This is a genomic window from Cryptosporangium japonicum, from assembly GCF_039524755.1.
Classification (GTDB): domain Bacteria; phylum Actinomycetota; class Actinomycetes; order Mycobacteriales; family Cryptosporangiaceae; genus Cryptosporangium; species Cryptosporangium japonicum.
This window is the reverse complement of the sequence record NZ_BAAAGX010000006.1, coordinates 154133-174307: the sequence shown is the minus strand read 5'-3', so window position 1 is coordinate 174307 and position 20175 is coordinate 154133. Positions and strand designations below refer to the sequence as shown.

At 72.2% G+C, this 20175-nt stretch carries 19 protein-coding genes; 11 read left to right on the top strand and 8 right to left on the bottom strand.

Features of this window, described 5'->3' with window-relative positions; translation table 11 throughout:
* Position 1: 1 nt before the first annotated feature.
* The 5 genes from ABD437_RS05730 to ABD437_RS05710 form a co-directional block, all read right to left on the bottom strand.
* Positions 2-3241, bottom strand: a complete 3240-nt coding sequence (locus ABD437_RS05730) for an AAA family ATPase (protein WP_344647675.1) — start codon at positions 3239-3241, stop codon at positions 2-4.
* Positions 3242-3363: 122 nt separating this feature from the next.
* Complete coding sequence (locus ABD437_RS05725; protein WP_035857871.1) at positions 3364-4029, bottom strand: Crp/Fnr family transcriptional regulator; 666 nt, start codon at positions 4027-4029, stop codon at positions 3364-3366.
* Between the two features lie 18 nt (positions 4030-4047).
* Positions 4048-6066: a serine/threonine-protein kinase gene (locus ABD437_RS05720; RefSeq protein WP_344647674.1), complete on the bottom strand. Its 2019-nt coding sequence runs from the start codon at positions 6064-6066 to the stop codon at positions 4048-4050.
* 27 nt (positions 6067-6093) lie between these two features.
* On the bottom strand, positions 6094-7857 hold the full coding sequence (locus ABD437_RS05715) for a trypsin-like peptidase domain-containing protein (RefSeq protein WP_344647673.1): 1764 nt from the start codon (positions 7855-7857) through the stop codon (positions 6094-6096).
* 219 nt (positions 7858-8076) lie between these two features.
* Positions 8077-8217, bottom strand: a complete 141-nt coding sequence (locus tag ABD437_RS05710) for a hypothetical protein (RefSeq protein ID WP_344647672.1) — start codon at positions 8215-8217, stop codon at positions 8077-8079.
* Between the two features lie 285 nt (positions 8218-8502).
* Here ABD437_RS05710 and ABD437_RS05705 point away from each other — a divergent pair, with 285 nt between their 5' ends.
* The 9 genes from ABD437_RS05705 (at position 8503) to ABD437_RS05665 (ending at position 15327) form a co-directional block, all read left to right on the top strand.
* Positions 8503-9156, top strand: a complete 654-nt coding sequence (locus tag ABD437_RS05705) for a GntR family transcriptional regulator (RefSeq protein WP_344647671.1) — start codon at positions 8503-8505, stop codon at positions 9154-9156.
* 66 nt (positions 9157-9222) lie between these two features.
* Positions 9223-9960 (top strand): biuret amidohydrolase, encoded by a 738-nt coding sequence (gene biuH, locus ABD437_RS05700; RefSeq protein ID WP_344647670.1) that lies wholly within the window; start codon positions 9223-9225, stop codon positions 9958-9960.
* Positions 9961-9970: 10 nt separating this feature from the next.
* Positions 9971-10642, top strand: coding sequence for a cysteine hydrolase family protein (locus ABD437_RS05695; protein WP_344647669.1), 672 nt, complete (start codon positions 9971-9973; stop codon positions 10640-10642).
* A 2-nt stretch (positions 10643-10644) separates the two neighbouring features.
* Positions 10645-12375, top strand: coding sequence for a permease family protein (locus tag ABD437_RS05690; RefSeq protein ID WP_344648157.1), 1731 nt, complete (start codon positions 10645-10647; stop codon positions 12373-12375).
* Positions 12376-12425: 50 nt separating this feature from the next.
* Entirely contained in the window at positions 12426-12818 is a 393-nt protein-coding gene (hpxZ, locus tag ABD437_RS05685) for an oxalurate catabolism protein HpxZ (protein WP_344647668.1), read from the top strand.
* Positions 12806-13114, top strand: coding sequence for an antibiotic biosynthesis monooxygenase family protein (locus ABD437_RS05680; RefSeq protein ID WP_035857868.1), 309 nt, complete (start codon positions 12806-12808; stop codon positions 13112-13114). The genes hpxZ and ABD437_RS05680 overlap by 13 nt, the downstream gene beginning before the upstream one ends.
* Positions 13115-13173: 59 nt before the next feature.
* Positions 13174-13599, top strand: a complete 426-nt coding sequence (locus tag ABD437_RS05675; protein WP_344647667.1) for a hypothetical protein — start codon at positions 13174-13176, stop codon at positions 13597-13599.
* Between the two features lie 42 nt (positions 13600-13641).
* Complete coding sequence (locus tag ABD437_RS05670) at positions 13642-14793, top strand: PucR family transcriptional regulator (protein ID WP_344647666.1); 1152 nt, start codon at positions 13642-13644, stop codon at positions 14791-14793.
* Complete coding sequence (locus tag ABD437_RS05665; RefSeq protein ID WP_344647665.1) at positions 14794-15327, top strand: PaaI family thioesterase; 534 nt, start codon at positions 14794-14796, stop codon at positions 15325-15327.
* On the opposite strand, the gene ABD437_RS05660 is transcribed toward ABD437_RS05665, so the two are convergent.
* Complete coding sequence (locus ABD437_RS05660) at positions 15324-15947, bottom strand: TetR/AcrR family transcriptional regulator (protein WP_344647664.1); 624 nt, start codon at positions 15945-15947, stop codon at positions 15324-15326. The genes ABD437_RS05665 and ABD437_RS05660 overlap by 4 nt on opposite strands.
* A 119-nt stretch (positions 15948-16066) precedes the next feature.
* On the opposite strand from ABD437_RS05660, the gene ABD437_RS05655 reads away from it, so the two are divergent.
* Positions 16067-16876: a carbon-nitrogen hydrolase family protein gene (locus ABD437_RS05655; protein ID WP_344647663.1), complete on the top strand. Its 810-nt coding sequence runs from the start codon at positions 16067-16069 to the stop codon at positions 16874-16876.
* A complete protein-coding gene (locus tag ABD437_RS05650) occupies positions 16867-18354 on the top strand; it encodes an NAD(P)/FAD-dependent oxidoreductase (protein WP_344647662.1) in 1488 nt (495 codons plus the stop codon). Before ABD437_RS05655 ends, ABD437_RS05650 begins: the two co-directional genes overlap by 10 nt.
* Positions 18355-18357: 3 nt before the next feature.
* Here ABD437_RS05650 and ABD437_RS05645 read toward each other — a convergent pair whose 3' ends face one another.
* Both ABD437_RS05645 and ABD437_RS05640 read right to left on the bottom strand, forming a co-directional pair.
* Positions 18358-19281, bottom strand: coding sequence for an alpha/beta hydrolase (locus ABD437_RS05645; protein WP_344647661.1), 924 nt, complete (start codon positions 19279-19281; stop codon positions 18358-18360).
* On the bottom strand, positions 19271-20146 hold the full coding sequence (locus ABD437_RS05640) for an SDR family oxidoreductase (protein ID WP_344647660.1): 876 nt from the start codon (positions 20144-20146) through the stop codon (positions 19271-19273). The genes ABD437_RS05645 and ABD437_RS05640 overlap by 11 nt, the downstream gene beginning before the upstream one ends.
* Positions 20147-20175: the final 29 nt, after the last annotated feature.

Genomic DNA, 20175 nt, shown 5'->3' with positions numbered 1-20175 from the left:
ATCACCCACCCAGCCGCAGGACGACCGACCGTGCGCGGGCTGCGGAGATCACGTTGCCCTTTCGTTCGTACCGTTCCAGTGCGTCGGCGGCCGCGTTCCGGGCGCCGATCGGGTCCCTCAACGTTTCCAGTACCTCCGCGAGGTCGAGCAGGACGTCGGCCTCCACGGTGGACAAACCCGTTCCGCGCACCGTATCGACAGCGGACCGGGCCGCGGTCACCGCCTGCTCCACCCGTCCGAGCCGGGCCAGGGCCTTGCCCCGCGCCGCCCGGGCGGTGGCCTGCGCGACGACCTCGTCGGACGGCGCCGCCCGCTCGGCGTCGCTGGCCAGCTGGGCCGACTCGGCCAATACCCCCTGGGCGTACCGGGCCTGGGCCAGCAGCGCCAGCAGGTTCGAAAGGACGTACCGTTCGCCCATCTGGGCACATTCTTCGGCACCGGCGTGCAACTTCTCGGCCGCGCCGGCCGGGTCACCGGCCAGCATCTCGACGTACCCGCCGAGGTACGCGAGCGACACGGCGCGCACGCGGAGCCCGAGCCGGTCGGTGATGGCTTGCGCGGCCACCAGGTTCTCGCGGGCGGCGTCGAACCGGCCGGCCATCGCGCTCAGACCGGCCAGCGCGCCGCGCAGCCGCACTTCCGCGGTGCGGTTCGTGGTGACGCTGGACAGCTCCCGGAGGTACTGGTTGATCGTGGGCTCGACCGGGGCGTCGCCGAGCACCGCGGCGAGCGAGAAGCCCTTCGCGATCGCCTGGCGCCGCCCGTCGCCGCCGTCCCCGGAGCCGCTGCCGGGTTCGGTGTCGGCCACGCCGCGGGACGAGTTCATCGCCTTCGGCAGCCACCGGACGTCACGCAGCAGGGTCCAGTTCGCCGCCACCGAACCACCGCCGGATCCGAGCTCGACGGTCGTCGAGAGGTCGGGGATCGGGGCCCGGCCGCCGGTGCTCGTCAGGCCGGTCTGGTCGTCGGCCGACCGGCCGGACAGCAGCCGCAGCACCGAGCGGACCTTGTCGGCCTCCGCGCGCAGCTCCGCGTCCCCGGTGCGACCGGCCGCCGACGTGGCCTCGTTCAGCAGGTCCGACGCCCGGTTGAACTCGCCCCGCTCGACCAGCGCGGCCGCGAACTGCGGTAGCAGCCCGACCCGGCCGGGATGTTCGGCGGGCAGCAGCGACGTGGCCCGGCCCAGCAGCGTGATCGCGGCCGGCATGTCGCGCCGCGCGAACGCACGCCGTCCGGCGCGCCCCAGGTGTTCGGCGGCGCGCCTCGACAGCTCCTGCGTCTCGGGGTCGGCCGGGCCGATACCGGTGCGGAACCGCGCCGCCTGTTCCAGGTGGTAACCGACGATCTCCTCGAGCTCGGGCAGCCGCCCGGCGAGCGTCTCCTCCATCCAGCGGCCGGCGACCTCGTGCAGGTGCGCGCGTTCCCGCTTGGAGAGCGAGTTGTAGGCGGCGTCCCGGACCAGCTGGTGGCGGAAGCGCAGCGCGCTCTCCCCGTGCAGCACCGACCCCTCCGGCCGGAGCAGCTCCTTGCGCACCAGCGAGAGCAGCGCGCCGGTCACGTCCCGGCGCTGCTCGGGCGGCGTGAGCGCGACGACGCCGTTGCGGTAGAACACGTCGCCGATGACGCTCGCGCGCTCGAGCACGCCCCGTTCGCCCTTCGGCAGGCCGTCGAGACGCGCGGCGAGCAGTGCCCCGACGCTCGGCGGCACGGCCAGCCGGTTGATCTCGGCGGTGAGCACCCAGCGGCCGTCGACCCGGTCGAGTAAGCCGTCGTCGAGCAGCATGCCGACGAGTTCCTCGATGTAGAGCGGGTTGCCCTCGGCCGCCGCGACGATCCGCGCGCGGACCTCCTCGGCCCCCTCGGCGCCGTCGAGCAGGTTGTCCAGCAGCGCGGCCGACTCGTCGGCGGCCAGCGGCTCCAGCATCAGCGTCGACGTGCGGCTGCCGCCCCGGGCCCACTCCGGCCGGTCCTCCAGCAGCTCGGGCCGGGACAGACAGCAGATCAGCACCGGGCTGTCACGCAGCCACTCGGCGAGCTGGTCGATGAGGTCGAGCAGTGCCGGCTCGGCCCAGTGCAGGTCGTCGAGCACCAGCACCAGCGGACGCCGCGCGGCGAGCGTCGCGGCGAAGCGGTACATGGCCTGCGGGAGGTTCTCGACGCTGCTCGTCGTCGACGGTGTCGTGGACGTGGACGGCGCCGTGGGCTCGCCCAGCAGCCCGGCCAGCACGTCGATCGTGCGGTCGTCGCCGGGGAGCAGCGTGGAGAGCTTGCGGCGGATCGCGGCGGCGTCCTCCTCCGGCCCCGCCTCGGCGGCCTGACGCACGACCTCGGCCAGCGGCAGGTACGTCAACCCGTCGCCGTAACTCAGGCATTCGCCGTGCAGCACGGTGGCCCGGTCGCCGACCTGGGCCAGCAGCTCGTGCAGCAGCCGGGACTTGCCGGCGCCGCCGGTGCCCAGCACGGTGACGGTACGGACCGAACGTTCGGCGACCGTGCGGTCGAACAGCCGGCGCAGCTCCTCCAGCTCGCGGGCACGGCCGACGATCGGCGCGTCCAGGCGCCGGGCGTGGCCGGACGCGCCGGGCTTCACCGCGAGCAGCCGCCAGGCGTCCACCGGCACCCCGCGGCCCCGGACGGTCATCGGCGGGAGCATCGTCGCGGTGACGGCGTCACGCGAGAGGCGGTAGGTCGAGTCACCGATCAGGACGGTGCCGGGCTCGGCGGCGGTCTCCAGCCGTGCGGCGACGTTGACGACGTCGCCGAGCGTGATGTCCTGCCCGAGGAACGCGCGCCCGATGACCACCTCGCCGGTGTTGACGCCGGTGCGCAGGTTCAGCGTGACGCCCCAGTCACGCTGGAGCGTCTCGTTGAGGGCCTCGAGCGACGCGTGGAGCTCCGCCGCGGCCCGCACCGCGCGGAGGGCGTCGTCCTCGCGGGAGTTGGGCAGGCCGAAGACGGCCATCACCGCGTCGCCGATGAACTTCTGCACCCGGCCGCCGTGCTTCACGTGGATCGCGGTCGCGTGCTCGTAGTAACGGGTCATCATGCGGCGCAGGACCTCGGGGTCCAGCCGTTCGCCCAGCCCGCTGGAACCCACGACGTCGGTGAAGACGACCGTGATCGTCTTTCTGAGTTCGCGGGTGTCCTCGGAACTGATCGCGTTTCCGCAGGAAAAGCAGAACCGAGCTTGCGGCGGGTTGTTTTCCTCGCCGCAATTCGAGCACCGGAGCACGGGTGGCACGGAGGTAGCGTAGGCGCCCGCCGCTCCCCGGCCCACCCGGACTGACGGAAGCCTGACTGCGTGGCCCCCGTCACCCAGCGCGCGCGTGACGGTAATCGCTGTTCGAGCCGGTTGGGACTCGGTCAACGGGCCTTACGGACCAGGGCCGCCGGGTTGAGGATCTCGATCTTCGACCGTCCGATCGCGATGATCCCGGCCTCTTCCACCGCCCGCAAGGCCTGGTTCGTGGTGGGACGCGAAGTACCGGCCAGGCTCGCGATCACTTCCTGGGTCAGCGGCACCGCGACCGGGCGGGTGACCCCGTCGTCGTACGCGCGGGCGAGCGTCGCGAGCCGCCGGAGCACCCGCTTGTCGGCCGGCAGGTAGAGGAACTCCAGCAACCGGCCGTTGAGCCGGCGCACCTCGTTCGCGAGCAGCTCGGCCAGCACCCGGTCGACCCGCGGGTACTGCTGACGCAGCGCGTCGAACCGGTCGCGCTGCAGCGAGAGCGTCTCGCAGCCCTCCAGCGCGGTGACGGTCGCCGACCGCACCGCCTTGGACGGATCGGCTTCCAGTAACGCCAGCTCGCCGACGGTCTCACCCGGGCCGAGCACGGCCAGCGTCACGCTGTCGCCGGCCCCGGTGGTGACCCGGACACTGACGTGACCGGACTCGATCAGGTGCAGTGAGTTGGCCGGATCCCCCTCGTGGAACAGGACTTCGTTCCGGCGGAACTTACGGCGCCGGGCGACGGCGAGCAGCTCGCGTCGCTCCTTGTCCGCGATCATGGACAGCGCTGACCATTCCATCGACCGGGGGTCCTCCTCTTAGCTGAACTTCACCGAGTCGAGCAGAGCCTTGAACTTGCTCTCGTTCTTGCTCCACGCGCCCTCGGACGAGAAGAACACGAGCACAACGGTCTGGTTCGACGTCGGGTCGGTGGTGACGAAACAACGGATCCGCAGCTCACCGTCGCCGCCGTCCTGACGCAGCGTCCCGTCGTGCAGGGTCGAGTCGCGGCCGTCGATGACCGTCGTCTCCTGCGGGTCGAGCGACAGGGTGGTCGGCATCTGCGCGATCAACGACGCCCGACGTTCGTCGGCCGTGTTCGGGAAGGCGGTGGTGAGGAACAGCGTGTAGACGCCGACGACGGAGTCGGGGTCGCTGCGCAGCTCCCGTTCGAGCTGCGTCCAGCCGGCGCTCGTGCCGGTGGTGGTGAACAGCGTGGACGCTTCGTCGGCGTGCGGTGAGAAGACGACGTTCGTGCCCTCGCCGTGCGTCCGCCAGCTCTCCGGGTAGTCGAACGAGACCGGCACCGTCGTCGTCGCCGTGAAGTGTTTCGTGCCCTCCTGGAAGGGCTTGATCACCAGCACGAGGACGAGCGCGATCGCCAGCACCAGCAGGCCGGCGAGCCCGCCGATCAGCAGCTTGCGCCTGCCGTCGGAGTTCGGCCGCGCCGGCGGTCCGCTCGCCACGTGCGGTGGCGCGCTGATGCCCTGCGGCGGCCCGGAGAACGGATGCGGCGGCCCCGAGTACTGGTACGGCGGGCTGGAGCCGGGGTGCGGCGGCCCGGAGTACGGGTACGGCAGGCCCTGACTCGGCGGGGCCGAGTGCGGTGGCGCCGAGTGTGGTGGCGCCGAGTGTGGGGGCGCCGAGTGCGGCGGTGCCGAATGCGGGTACCCGGCCGGTGGGAACTGCGTCGGCGAGTACTGGTTCGGGTAGGTGCCGGCCGGCGGAGCGCTCTGCGGCGAGTAGGTCTGCGGCGAGTAGGCCTGGGGCGAGTACTCGCCCCCGGGCCACTGCGCGGTGGGCAGCGGCGTGCCCTGCTGCTGCGGGTTCGCGCCGGTGGCGGGCGGCGCCGTCCACGACGGCGGCCCGGAGGCCGGCGGCGGCGTGGTGGGCGAGTGCGGCGTCGGCGGTGCGGGAGGCGCGCTGCTCGGGGTGACCGCGGTGCCGCTCGCGGCCGTCGGCAGGTTCACCGGCTTGCCGCCGAACGCCGCTCCGAGCGCGGCGATGAACTCGCCGCAGGACGCGAACCGGCCCTCCGGCCCCTTGGCCATCGCGGTCGCGATCACCTGGTCGACCTCGACCGGGATCTCCGGCCGCACCGAGCTGACCGGGGTCGGCATCTCCATCAGGTGGGCCCAGAGCAGCGCCGCGTCGTCGTCCCGGGTGAACGGCACCTTGCCGGTGAGCGCCTGGTAGACCACGCAGCCGAGCGCGTAGACGTCGGTGCGCGCGTCGACCGGCTTGCCGCCGATCTGCTCCGGCGCGACGTAGTCCATCGTGCCGACGACGATGCCGGTGGCCGTCACGCCGGTCAGCGACGAGGCCCGCTTGGTGAGCCCGAAGTCGCTGAGATAGACGTGGTCGCGCCCGGCCGGCGTGGTGGCCGCCGACACCAGGATGTTCGCCGGTTTGACGTCCCGGTGCACCAGCCCGGCCTGGTGGGCGGCGTCGAGCGCGGCGCCGACCTGGCCGAACAGCGTCATCGCCTCTTCGACGGTGAGCGTGCCCCGCCGCTTCAGCACGACCTTGAGGTCAGCGCCCTCCACGAACCGCATCGCGAGGTAGAGGTGTCCGTCGACCTCGCCGGCCTCGTAGATCGGAATGATGTTCGGGTGGTCGAGCGACGCCGCGAGGCGTGACTCGCGCAGGAACCGTTGCCGGAACTCGTCGTTCTGGGCGAGTTCCGGCGCCAGCACCTTCACCGCGACGATGCGACCCAAACGGGTGTCTTCAGCGCGGTAGACGTACGCCATCCCCCCGCGCCCGATGAGCGAGTGGATCTCGTAGCCCGCAGCGCGAAGCCCGTCCAGGCGCGCGGACTCGACTGGATCACTCATCGCTGACCACCGGTTGGTTCGACACGGTCAGTGCACCCGGTTCCCGCAGTACCCGCAGAACTGCTGCCCCGGCTGGAGCGGCTGCCCGCACTGGTCGCAGCTGCTGGCGGCGCTCTCGCGGTGGGTGGCGAGCGCGCCGGCCAGCGAGCCGGGCTGCGCGGCCGCGGGTGCGCCCTCGGCGCCGATCACCGCGGTCGCACCCGACGGGTTGCTCCCGCCCGGCACCGGCGGCCCGGCCACCGCCGGAACGCCGCTGACCGGCGGCGGGTTCGTCGGCGAGTACCGCAGCACGGTCTGCGCCTCCGAGTTCGGGTCGGGCGCGCCCGGGAACGGCGTCTCGCTGTACGCGGGAACGCCGGGATACGGCTGGCCGGCGTACTGCTGGTAGCGCGGATCGACCCAGCCGGGCGGCGGCCCGGCCTGGCCGGGGTACGGAGCTCCGTAGCCGGGCATCAGGTTCGGGTCGGAGCTCGACCCGTCGGGAGCCGGAACGCCCTTGCCGCGACCGCGGCCGCGCAGCAGCACGACGCCGAGCAGCACCGCGAGGACGACGACCGCGGCCAGCCCACCCCACAGCAGGATGTTCGTGGAGCCGCCGGAGTCGCTCGAGCTGGTGTCTCCGGTGTTGCCGAAGCCGGACGTGTCGGTCGCGCCGTTCGTGCCCTTGTCGGCCGAGGTGCCCTTGCGCTGCTGGGCGGTGGTCAGCTTCTCGGTGGCCAGCGCGTGCCCGGGGTAGAGCTTGAGCACCTGGGTGAGGTTCGGCGCCGCCGCGGTGTACAGCTGGTTGTTGTAGTTGTGCAGCGCGTTCTCGTAGACCAGGTCGGTGGGGCCGCGCTCGGCCTCGACGCCGATGGCGGCCAGCGCCTCGGTGATCGCTTCCGGCCCGACCAGCTTGATGTCGTTGCCGGACTGGGCGAGGAACCCGACGACCTGGCCCTTCTCGGAGACGACCGGGCCGCCGGACATGCCGCTGGTGAACCCGGTCTTCAGCTGGGCCAGGTAGTCGTCGTTGGGCCGGACGACACCGCTGCCCTTCTTCGTGAAGTGGGCCTGGGTGATTTTCAGCGACTTCTCGTCCGACGGGGTGTTCGTGAAGCCGAGCGAGCTGACCGCTTCGACGTCCGCGGAGGACGAGCCGAGCACGACCGACGGCATGCTGCTCGCGCCGACCTTCAGCACCGCGACGTCGGACTTCTTGCCCGCGGTGGGGTACACGACCTCGGCCGGCAGGTCACCGAACTTGCTCTGGTCGGCGACGAACGGCTGGACGGTGACCACGGCCTGCGTGAAGATCACGCAGCCGCCGGTCTCGTCGGTGGTGTTGCCCTGGTAGCAGCGCTGCAGCCGCTTGCTGACGACGTCGTCGGTGTTGGCCGACGGTTTGGCCTTGCTGTACGGGTCGGCGGGCATCGGAGCGCCGTCGCCGTACCGCTCGTTGAAGATCTTGTTGACCGCGAAGACCGCGGCCCGCTTCAGGTCCACCCCGGTGACGCTCGGCGACGTGACGATCGTGCCGCTCGGGTTGACCACCGAGCCGCTGCCGGTGGCCAGCAGGGGCTGGTAGGAGCGTTGCACGAGCGAGATGTCGTTGCCGGTGGAGCCGCGGAAGTTGTGCTCGATCAGCGAGATGCTGACCTTGCCGTAGGTCATGATCCGGACGACCGCCGGGGAGATCAGCTCGACCGGCGTCGGGTGCTTGTGGGCCTGGGCGGGCGTGGCGACACCAAGGGTGAGGCCCGCGACGCACACAGCGAGAACCGCGGCGGTCAGTCTGGGACGAGGCAGACGCATGGGGAGTTCCTCCACTCGGAGGGTGAGAGAAGAGCGTCGATATCGGCGGCGGCCGGCGCCTGTGACTGGACCATGAATCCGGAGAAAGTTATCACGGGGTCCAGGGCGGCGTAACCGGACAAGTGGCCGGTACCGGCGGGGAGTCGGAAGGCCGACACTGCCGCCGAATGACCGGCTGAGCTGCACTGTCGCATCACGACAGCGGGCGGGTACGAGTGGTCAGACCGCAGCCGGAAGAACCGGGTCGTTCCCGACGAAGGTCGCGCGTCCGACGCAGGCGCTCGAACCGGGGCAGGCCGCGCCCTCGGAGCGGTCGAAGGGGCAGCGGCGGTCGGTCAGCAACTCCAGCGAGATCGTCATCGTCCCGGTCCTTCCCGGTAGTCGGAAGCGTGTACGACCAGGGTCGGGGTTGGCGGCTGAGCCCGTGATCGTGGCGGGAACGCCCGGAACGTTCGCGGGCGAACACTCCGTCGGCCTCCATGAGAAGGCCGTCCGGCCGGCTCGTCAGCTCCTGGCGCTCAGGTCCAGTGCTGGCCCGGAGGGGGTCTGCCGATCCGGTCAGGCAGGTGTGACCCTCCGGTTTGTACGGCGTCGACCGTTCGGGGGGTCAGTTGGGCTCGGACAGCGGCTGGCAGACTCGTCCGAGTGGGACCCGACACCGGTGAGCTGGAGACTCCGAGCCTCGTCGACCTCGCGGTCGCCCGGCTGCGTGCCGACATCCTCAGCGGCGGGATCGAACCGGGCGAACGGCTCATCGAAGAACAGCTCACCCGTCGGTTCGGCATCAGCCGCGCTCCGCTGCGCGAGGCGCTCCGGCTGCTCGGGCAGCAGGGCCTCGTCGACCACTTCCCGCGGCGCGGTGCGCGGGTGGCCACGCTGACCGACGCCGACCTGCGGGAGCTGTACGGCGTGCGTGACGTGCTGGAGCGCTACGCGGTCGAGCAGTCGTTCCCGATCGACGACCCGCGCCGGCTCGTCGCGCTCGGTGCGCAGCTCGAGGCCATGCGTGCCGCCGACCGCGTCGGGGACCGGTTCGCGATGGCCGAGGCGCACCGCAACTTCCACGTCGCGCTGGTCGGGCTCGCGAACAATCGCCAGCTCGCCTGGGTGCACGAGTCGGTGCTGGTGAAGACCCAGCTCTACATGGCGATCAACCTGCGTCGCGAGGCCGACGACGGGCACGGGGCCGACAACGTGGCCCGGCACCAGCGCCTGTACGACACGATCACCGGCGTCGAGGCCGACGCCGACGTCGTGCTGGCCGAGCTGTCGACCCACGGCGCCCGCCAGTACATCTGACTCCGCGTCATTGATTCGTAACGTCGAGGAGCGCTTCCGGAAAAAGGGCGCTCGACAATCGACAATATGCAATCTGGTGAAGCGGCCCGGATCGGGCCGGTCAGAGCTCAGCCCTACTCCTGGCCGTACGACGGGTCCGCGCCCGTCGACAAGATCGCACTGATCTGCATCGACTGGCAGACCGACTTCTGCGGCCCCGGCGGCTACGTCGACTCGATGGGTTACGACATCGCGCTGACCCGGGCCGGGTTACCGGCCACCGCCCGTCTCCTCGAGCACGCACGCGCGCTCGGCATGCTCGTCGTCCACACCCGGGAGGGGCACGACGCCGACCTCTCGGACCTGCCCCCGAACAAGCGCTGGCGCTCGGCGCAGATCGGCGCCGAGATCGGCGCGGCCGGCCCGTGCGGCCGGATCCTGGTCCGGGGCGAGCCCGGCTGGGAGATCGTTCCCGAGGTGGCGCCGGCCCCGGGCGAGGTCGTGATCGACAAGCCCGGCAAAGGCGCGTTCTACGCCACGAACCTGGACCTCGTACTCCGGACGCACGGCATCACGCACATCATCCTCACCGGCATCACGACCGACGTCTGCGTCCACACCACGATGCGCGAGGCCAACGACCGCGGCTACGAGTGCGTGATCCTGTCCGACTGCACCGGCGCCACCGACGCGGGCAACCACGCCGCCGCGCTGCACATGGTGACGATGCAGGGCGGAGTCTTCGGGTGCGTGAGCACGTCCGACGACATCATCGCCGGCACCTCGATCCCGGCCGAAGCCGAAGCGCTCACCGCTGCCCCCTGAGAGGCGCGCCATGCCCACTCTGTCCGTCGACGCGCGTCCGTACCCCTACTCCTTCGACCCGGCCACCACCGCGCTCGTCGTCATCGACATGCAGCGCGACTTCATGGAGCCGGGTGGCTTCGGCGAGACGCTCGGCAACGACGTCAGCCTGCTGCGCTCGACGATCGAACCCACGGCGGCGATCCTGGCCGCGTTCCGCGCCGCCGGAATCTTGATCGTCCACACCCGCGAGGGCCACCGGCCCGACCTCTCCGACCTCCCGGACGCGAAGCTCAACCGGGGCAACCCCTCGCTCCGGATCGGTGACCCCGGCCCGAAAGGCCGGATCCTCGTCGTCGGCGAGGAGGGCCAGGACATCGTCGACGAACTCAAGCCGCTCCCCGGCGAACCGGTCGTCGACAAACCCGGCAAGGGGGCGTTCTACGCCACGAACTTCGGCGAACTCCTGAAGGAACACCACATCACGAGCTTGATCGTGGCCGGCGTAACCACTGAGGTCTGTGTGCACACCACGGTCCGCGAGGCGAACGACCGGGGTTACGAGTGCCTGGTGCTCGCCGACTGCGTCGGTTCCTACTTCCCCGAGTTCCACCGGGTCGCCCTCGACATGATCGCCGCCCAGGGCGGGATCTTCGGCTGGGTCGCTCCGTCCGCCGCCGTGCTCGACGCACTGGAGAGATGACGATGATCAAGCTCGCGCGGTCGAACTCCGCCCTTCCGCTCTGGGTCCGCGGCGACACCAACGCGTTCTTCGGCCTGGGCATCAACGTCCTGGTCAACGTCCTGACGCTCTCGGGCCTGTGCCTGTTCGTCGTGCACATCCCCAAGGACGACGTCTTCGGCTCGATCCTGCCCGCCCTGGGCATCGCGCTCGTCGCGGGCAACGCGTACTACACCTACCTCGCGCGACGCCTGGCCGCGCGGGAGAACCGCAGCGACGTCACCGCGATGCCGTACGGGCCCAGCGTCCCGCACATGTTCATCGTCGTGTTCCTGATCATGCTGCCGATCTACGTGGAGACCAAAGACGCGCTCCGGGCCTGGGAAGCCGGGCTGGCCTGGGCGTTCATCATCGGGATCATCGTGCTGATCGGCGCGTTCGTCGGTCCGTACATCCGGCGCTGGACGCCGCGCGCGGCGATGCTCGGCACGCTGGCCGGTATCAGCATCACGTTCATCTCGATGCGGCCGGCCGGGCAGATGTGGGCGCAGGCCTGGATCGCGCTGCCGGTGTTCGCGCTGCTGCTGATCGGCCTGTTCACCGACCTCAAGCTGCCGGGCAACATCCCGATCGGGCTCGCGGCGCTGGTGCTCGGCACGGCCATCGGCTGGATCGGCGGCGCGATGAGCGTCCCGGACGTGAGCGCCGCCGCGAAGGACATCGCGTTCGCGATCCCGAACTTCCACTTCGGGGAGTTGTTCGACGGGTTGCGTGAGGTCGGGCCGCTGCTCGCGACCGCGATCCCGCTCGGCGTCTACAACTTCACCGAGGGCATGACGAACGTCGAGAGCGCCGCCACCGCCGGCGACAACTACAACCTGCGCAGCATCCTGCTGGCCGACGGGGCCGGAGCGGTGATCGGGGCCGCGCTCGGTTCGCCGTTCCCGCCGGCCGTGTACGTCGGGCACCCGGGGTGGAAGGCCGCCGGTGGTCGGGCCGGCTACTCGCTGGCGACCGGCGTCGTCATCGCGATCCTCTGCTTCTTGGGCATGTTCTCGCTGCTCGGCGCGATCCTGCCGACCGCGGCGATCGTCCCGATCCTGCTGTACATCGGTCTGTTGATCGGCGCGCAGGCGTTCCAGGCGACGCCACGCGCCCACGCCGCCGCGGTGGTGGCCGCGCTCATCCCGAACATCGCGTCGTGGGCCGCCGGGCAGATGGACAACGCGCTGGCCGCGGCGGGCACGACGGCCGCCGCGGTGGGCGAGGACGCGCTGGCGAACGCGGGCGTCGTCTACGGCGGGCTGAACACGCTGGGGCAGGGCGCGGTGCTCGCCGGCATGGTGCTCGGCGCGCTCGTGGTGTTCCTGATCGACAAGAAGTTCGTCGGGGCCACGGTGGTGGCCGCGGTCGGCGCGGTGCTCTCGTTCGTCGGGCTGATCCACGCGCCGGAGGTCGGCTGGAACATGAACGGGCCGGTCGCGCTCGGCTATCTCTTCGTCGCGATCGTGTGTGCCGCGTTCGCCGCGACGCGCCCGGCGCCCCGCGTCCGCGATGCCGAGGAGATCGAACTCGACCGCCTGCACGGCGGCGGCGCCGCGGTGCTGCCGGGGGAGGAGCCGGCCGCGACGCTGGTACCGGCCGCCGACGTGATGCCGGCGCCCCGCGCGGTGCCCGCCGACGAGAAGGCCGCGTCCGACGCGGTTCCGGCGGAGAAGAGCCCGGCCGAAGCGTCGGCCCCGGCGGAGAAGTGACACCCGGCCCCGCCGCGCCCGCGCGGCGGGGCCCTCACCGGGAGGGCTGGATGGAGATCGACCATCCGGAGGTCGTGGCCGAGGTACTGGCGGCCTTCCGCGCGTACGAGGACGCGCTGGTGCGCGACGACCGGGCCGGCATCCTGCGCTGGTTCTGGGATGCGGAGGAGACCGTGCGGTTCGGGGTCGCGGACCGGCAGAACGGCGTCGACGAGCTGCGTGCGTGGCGGGCGGAACAGCCGCCGGTGCCGCCCGGCCGGACGCTCGCCGAGACCAGGGTCACGACGTTCGGCACCGACTACGCGGTCGTGACGACGCTGTTCACGTACCCGGACGGCGACGCGCTCGGCCGGCAGTCGCAGACCTGGGTGCGCTTCGACGCGGGCTGGCGCATCGTGAGCGCACACGTCTCGCAGTTAGGCTCGCCGGTATGGCTGTCGTGAAGATCAACGCGATCGAGGTTCCCGAGGGCGCCGGCCCCGAGCTGGAGAAGCGCTTCGGCGCGCGGCACGGCGCGGTCGAGGGCTCGCCCGGATTCCTGGGGTTCGAGCTGCTCCGTCCGGTGAAGGGGGAGACCCGCTACTTCGTCTACACCCGGTGGGAGAGCGAGGAGCACTTCCAGGCCTGGGTGAACGGCCCGGCGATGGAGGCGCACTCCGGGGAGCGGGCCCGCCCGGTCGCGTCCGGCTCGTCCCTGCTCGAGTTCGAGGTCATCCAGTCCGCCGATCCGCAGGCGTAATCAGGGAGCGGGACGGGTGCCGGCCTTCAGCGGCCGGGTGGGTGGCCGACTGAACAAATGTGTCGAACACCCTCGAAAGCCTCGACGAGCTGCTGCGTCAGCACGAGATCCGGCAGGCGCTGACCGCACGGGCGGCCTACAGCCTGCTCCGGATCACGGCGGCCGTGCCCCCGGAGACCCGCACCGTCATGGGTGCCGCCGACGCCGGTCAGCGCGCGAGCGCCTGGCTCGCCGGCTCGTCCACCAACCCCGGTCGGTGGACGAGCCGCACGGTGCTCGCCGACGAGTTGGCCGAGCTGGACTCGCTCCTGGTCGACCTGCGCGGTCACCTGGTCGTCGTCCTCGACTGGCTGGCCGTGCACCTGGGCAGCCAGGTCGGCCGCCCAGGGCACCAGCAGACGATCCGGGTGCCCAGGACCCTGCTCGCGGAGTGCTCGACGCTGGTGGACGACCTGACCGTGCTGACGCCGGCCGCGGCTGCGTGAGAACCGCTTGTCACCCGGTGCCGAAGCTGCTGGGGTGGCAGCATGGAACGGGCGGGTGTTCGCAGCACCGTTCTCGCGGCTGAGGACAAGATCGGTGACCTGCTTCTCGAGCGCATCGTCGCGGAGATCCCGGCCTACCGTGCGCTGGACGCCCGCCAGCTCGCCGAGGTGCGTGCGATCGCGCTCTGGTTGTTGCGGCGCGTCCTCGACCTGTGGGTGGACCGGGCCGAGCTGAGCGAGGACGACCTGCTCCGGGTGCGGGGCATCGGGGCTGCGCGGGCCGCGGACGGGCGTCCGTTGCCGAGCGTGCTGCGTGCGTACCGGGTCGCCGCGAACACCGCGATCGATCAGATCGTCGAGCTGGTCGAGCCCGCGCTGACGGTCGCGGACACGATCGCGTTCGCGCGGCTCTGGCTGAGCAGCTTCGACCAGCTCAGTGAGGCCATCTACGAGGGGTACAGCGTCTCCGCGGAGCGGCTGACCGTCGACCGCGCCCGTGCGGTGCGCGAGTTCCTCGACGATTTGCTGGCCGGACGCCAGGCGCACCCCGGTGCGGCCGCCGACCGCTCCCGCGCGCTCGACGTCGTGCTGCCCAACCCGGCCTGCCTGCTCGTCGCCGAGCGGGACGGGGCGCCGCCGGCCGCGGAACTCGGTGCGGCACTGGGTGCCGGTCCGCTGGTCACCGTGCACGGCAACCGGGTCGTGCTGCTGCTCCCGGTGCGGAACGAGGACACGATCCGCGCCGTGCTCACCGAGCTGCGCGGCCGCGGCTGCGCGATTCGCCCGCCGCGGCCGGACACGCTCGTCGACGCCTACCGCCTGGCCACCCTCGCGCTCGACCTCGCGCCGCCCGACGCCTACGAGGGCGGCCCGCTCCTCGGCGAGTCCGACGGCTACGCGCTCGCGGTGCTGGCCGGGCGTCCACCGGCCGCGCCGGGGCTCGTCGCCCGCCGCCTGCTCGGCGCGCTGCTCGACCCGGGGCAGGAACACGTCCGGGAAGGGCTCGAGGCGTTCCTGGCCGCCGGCTCCGCGACCACCGCGGCCGTCCGCGTGGGGTTGCACCCGCAGAGCCTGCGGTACCGCCTGCGGCGGGTGCGTGAGTTGACCGGGCGCGATCCGCGCCGGAGCTGGGACCGTTTTGTGCTCGACCTCGGCGCGCGGATCGCCGCGACGTCACGCTCGACGGAGGAATAGATGACCGACGAACAGCGGGTCTCCGGGCGCGGTATCACCGCCGGAGAGCGGTTCACCGACCCCGAGCTCTGGGCCGACGTCGACGGCGAGGGGCCGCACCTCTGGCGGACGCTCGGCTACCGGCAGTCGGGCTGGGAACCGGGCAGCAGCACGGTCGAGTGGGACGCCACGCCCGACTACTGCTTCCCGTCCGCGGGCGGGCCGATCGTGCAGGGCGGGCTCGTCACCGCGCTGCTCGACGCCGCGATGGGCGGCGCGTGCTGGACCGTGCTCGACAACGACCAGGCGTTCCTCACCGCGGACCTGCGGGTGGAGTTCCTGCGCAGCTCCCGCCCCGGGCTGCTGCGCGCGACCGGTGAGGTGATCCGGCGGACGCGTCGCGTGGTGTTCTGCGCGGCCGAACTGCACGACGCCGACGGTGTCCTGCTGGCCACCAGTCGTTGCACGCAGGTACTGCTCCCGGCGGACGGACGGGCAGGCCGTTACGGCCCGCCGGAACCGGACGGTGCCCCTCCGCGCGACGCCCGCGGCTAACCGGCGGTGCCGCGCACCCCGGCGAGCACCAGATCGACGAGCTGATCGAGGTACTTGTCGCTCTGCTCGCGCGCCACGTCCCGCAACTCCGCGGGCGTGACCGCGACGTGCACCATCGTGGCGCCGAGAATCGCGTCGAGCACCAGCGCGGGCGACGTACCGGCGGGCAGTTCGCCCCGGGCCGTCGCCCGCCGCACGATCTGGCGGGCGGCCAGCATCGTCGGGTGCGTCAGCCGGTCGCGGTGCTCGGCGAACTCCTCGTGCACCGCGCCTTCGACGACCAGGCGCATGTACGTCACCCCGCCGTCGGCCCAGAACATGTTGAGCAGCTGGGACCCGAGATGGCGCAGGTCGGAGCGGATGTCGCCGGTGTCGATCGAGACGTCCACCGACGCCCGCGCCGCGAGCGCGTCGAACAGCAGTTGCTGTTTGCTCTCCCAGCGCAGGTAGAGCGATGCCTTGCCGACGCCGGCGGCGCGCGCGACGCCGTCGATCGTGAAGCCCGCCCAGCCTTTCCGGCCGAACAGTTCGATCGCGGCGCGGAAGACGCGGTCCTCCAGCGCGGGGTCGCGGGGCCGGCCCCGTGGCGCGGGGGTTCTGGCGGGCGAGGTCGTGGTCACAGGCTGTCCCCACAGCTCGGGATGGTCTGGCGACAGGAGTTTATTCCGGTTGTCATCGTGAGTTAATCCGCGACCTCTGGACTAGGTGGGGCGAAACCGGATCCACCATGGGGGATGCGATGAGAACGACGCGTTTCGCGGCGGTGGCCGCACCGTTCGGCCGCGACCTCGACGAGTGTTTCGCACGAATCGGACGCGTGCTCGCGTTGAGCCGGGCGCGTGGCGTCCGCATGGTGGCGTTGCCGGACGCCTGTCTCGGGGGATACGCCGCGGACGCCGACGACGCACCGCCCGTGCTCGACCCGGACGGGCCGGAGGTCCGTCGCCTCGCGCAGCTCGCCGGCGACATGGTGGTGTGCGCCGGTTACCGCGAACGCGGTGTGGTTCGGTACAACAGTGCGGTGTGCGTCACCGGAGATGGCGTACTGGGGCGTCACGCAACGGGTGAGCCGTTTGGTGCTTTCGACACTCCTGTAGGCAGAATCGGGATGATGATCGGTTACGACAAGGCCTTCCCCGAGACCGCACGAGCACTCGCCGCCGACGGCGCGGAGATCGGCGTCTGCCTCTCGGCGTGGCCGGCGAGCAGCGGTAACTCCTCACCTGACCTCGGTCGTGACCGGTGGACCCGGCGGTTCGACCTGTTCGACCGGGCCCGCGCCGTGGAGAACCAGCTGCTCTGGCTGTCCGCGAACCAGTCGGGCACGTTCGGCGACGTCCGCTTCGTCGCGAGCGCCAAGGTCGTCGACCCGAGTGGCGACGTGCTCGCCACGACGGGCACCGCGGCCGGTGCGGCGATCGCCGACGTCGACGTCGCCGAGGCCGTCGGTTTGGCCCGGCAGGCGATGATCGGTCGGGTCGGCACCGCGACGAGCGCCTCCGGTGACTCGTCCGATACAGGAAGCGTTCCGGTCGCAGCGTGGCAGTGAGATCCTGGTTCAAGGTGCGTAAGCGGCAGAAGTCCCGGTCGGCGGGCCCGGTTCGCCGGCCGTCCGTTCCGGATACGGGCACGCCGCTCAGCGTGGTCGTCGTCGGGGCCGGCATCGGTGGCCTCACCGCCGCGCTCCTGCTGGGGCGGCGCGGTCACCGCGTCGTCGTGGTGGAGCAGGAGCCGATCGCGGCTCCCGCGGCGCTGGCCGACGCCCGCTGGTGGTGGCGTTCGAGCACCCCGCAGGCGGCCCACGCGCACGTCTTCCCGGCCCGCTGCCGTGAACTGCTCGCGGCCGAGGCGCCGGACGTGCTGGCCGCGATGCGCCGCGCCGAGATCGCCGAGATCCGGCTGACGCAGCACGCACCCTCCACGTTGACCGGTCCGGTCGACGACGACCCCCGGTTGGTCGGGCTGGCGGCCCGGCGGTCGGTGTTCGAGTGGGTGCTGCGCCGCGCGGTGCTCGGCGAGCGTGGCGTCACGCTGCTCTCCGGGCTGCCCGCGGTGGGCCTGGTGCTCGGCAAGAGCGAGTACCCGCGGGTCACCGCGGTCCGGCTGGCCGGTGGGCAGTTCCTGCCGTCCGACCTGGTCGTCGACGCGGCCGGCCGGCGTTCGCCGGTGCCCGGGTGGCTGCTGGCGGCCGGCGGACCGCCGCTGACCGTCGAGGAGACCCCGGGTGCGGTCACGTCGCACACCCGCTTCTACGAGATGCGCGGTGGCCGGCCCGGCCCCGGCGCGGTGCTCGGCGGGGCCTACGAGGGTTTCCGGAGCCGGCTGATCCCGGCCGAAGCCGGGGTGTTCGCGGTGACGTTCGAGGTGCCCGCCGACGACCGGGCGTTCGACGCGCTCGTCGACGGCCGTGCGTTCGACCGTGCCGCCGCCGCGGTTCCGGGCTTCGCCGAGTGGATCGATCCGGACGTCAGCCGGCGCCTCACCCGGGTCGCGCGTCTCACCAGCGCCGACAACCGACTCCAGCGCCTGACCAAGGACGGGCGCCCGCTCGTCGTCGGGTTGCTCCCGGTCGGCGACGCGGTGTGCGCGACGTCGCCGGGGCACGGTCGGGGCGTCACGCTGGCGATGCTCTCGGCGGTGCGCCTGGTGCAGGCCGTCGACGCCAACCCGGGTCTCGCACCGGCCGACGTGACCGCGCGCACGCTCGCCATGGACGCCGCGATCGGTGCCGAGATCGCGCCGTGGTTCCGCGACTCGGCCGCGCTCGACGCCGGGTCAACGACCCACGCCGAGCTCGCACGGGCGGCGCAGCACGACCCGGTGGTCTGGTCGGCCTACACGCGGATGCAGAACCTGCTGGTCGTGCCGTCGTCGGTGCTCAACGATCCGGACGTGCTGGCGCGCGTCCGGTCCGCGCCGGTGTCCGAACCCGACACCGGCCTCACCCGCGAGGACGTCCTGGTGGCGCTCGCGGGTCCGGTCACCATCCCCACCCAGCGGGTCGCGCCCGAGCTCACGCCGGTGTGAGCCTCACCCCAGCAGCTCACGGAGCGACGCGCACGATTCGCGCAGCGCCTTCTCCGCCGCCGGGGACGCGACCGTCATCGCGAAGAAGCCGTGGATCAGCCCGTCGAAGCGGTGCGCCCTGGTCGGTACGCCCGCCGCGGACAGCGCCGCCGCGTACGCCTCACCCGCGTCACGCAGCGGATCGAACTCCGCGGTGACGACGACCGCGGGCGGCAGCCCCTCCAGCCGCCCGCGCAACGGCGAGAGCCGGGGGTCGGACACGTCCGCCGTCGGCGGGACGTAGTTCGTGGTGAACCACGCCATGTCGGTGCCGGTCAGGAAGTACCCCTCGGCGTTCTCCGCCATCGACGGGTACTCCTCGACGAAGTCGGTCGCCGGGTAGATGAGCAGCTGCGCGGCGATCGCCGGGCCGCCGGCGTCCCGGCAGTCCTGCGCGACGACCGCGGCCAGGTTCCCGCCCGCGCTGTCGCCGGCGACCGCGATCCGCGACGCGTCCCCGCCCAGCGAGTCGATGTGTTCCGACGCCCAGCGCACCGCCGAGAGCGCGTCCTCCACCGGGCCCGGCCAGGGTGACTCCGGTGCCAACCGGTAGCCGACGCTGAGCACGACCGCGCCGACCTCACGGCAGATCCACCGCGCGTGGTCGTCGTGGGTGTCGAGGTCACCGAGCACGAACCCGCCACCGTGGAAGAACACGACCGTCGGCACCGGCCCGTCCCCGTCCGGCCGGTAGACCCGCCCGGGAAGCGCACCGACGGTGACGTCCGAGATCGACGCCACCGGCACCAGCGTCGAGGGATTCCGGACGTCGACGGTGAACGCGCGGAAGTTCCGCCGTGCCTCGTCCGGGGTGCCGGCCGCGAGCCCCGGCATCCCCGGTGAGTTGATGAGCGCCAACAACGACTCGATCGACGGGTCAACGGGCATCGTCGCCTCCCAGTGCTGTGCTGTGACTACCGAAGAAGCGACCGCTCGCCGCCACCTCGGCCTCGAACTGCGGCACCATGGTCCTGGCCTGCGCGCTGATCACCCGGTCGGCCACCGGCCCGAGCAGCAGCGTCCGCAACGCCGACAGCACCGCCACCGAACGCGGGACGTACACCTTCCGCGCGCGCCGGGTGATGCCGGTCAGCAGCGCGGACGCGCAGTCCTCCACCGACACCGTCCGGCCCAGCGGTCCCGGCACCCGGCGCAGCCCGTCGCGGAACGTGCCCAGGTCGGCGGCGAGCGAGCGCACCATGTCGGTGTCGATCCAGATCGGGTGGGCCGAGCCGACCGTCACGCCCCGGTGCGCCAACTCCAGCCGCAGGCAGTTGGCGAACTGCTCCACCCCGGCCTTCGCCGCGGCGTAGGGAGCCAGCCCGGGCAGCATCGCGAACGCGGCCGCGGACGAGACCAGCAGGTAGTGGCCACGGCTGGCGGTGACCGCGGGCAGCGTGGCGGTCACCGTGCGGACCACGCCGAGCAGGTTGACCTCGATGACCTTGGCCACGGCCTCGGGCGGGGTCACCGCGACGGTGCCGTGGTTGGCGATCCCGGCGTTCGCCACGACGACGTCGATCGCGCCGTGCGCCGCCAGCGTGTGCTCGACCGCCGCCTCGAGCGCGGCCTGGTCGGTGACGTCGGCTTCGACCCAGGTCGCGCCGTCGAGTGCGTCGGCCAGCGCGGACAGCCGGCCGGGCTCCAGCCCCACCAGGGCCACCCGGGCGCCCGCCGCCGTGGCCTGGCGGGCGAGTTCCGCGCCGATGCCGCGGGCGGCGCCGGTGATCAGCACGGTCGGCGGTCGGGTCACGGCACTCCCTCGCTCGTGGTACCGGGGCG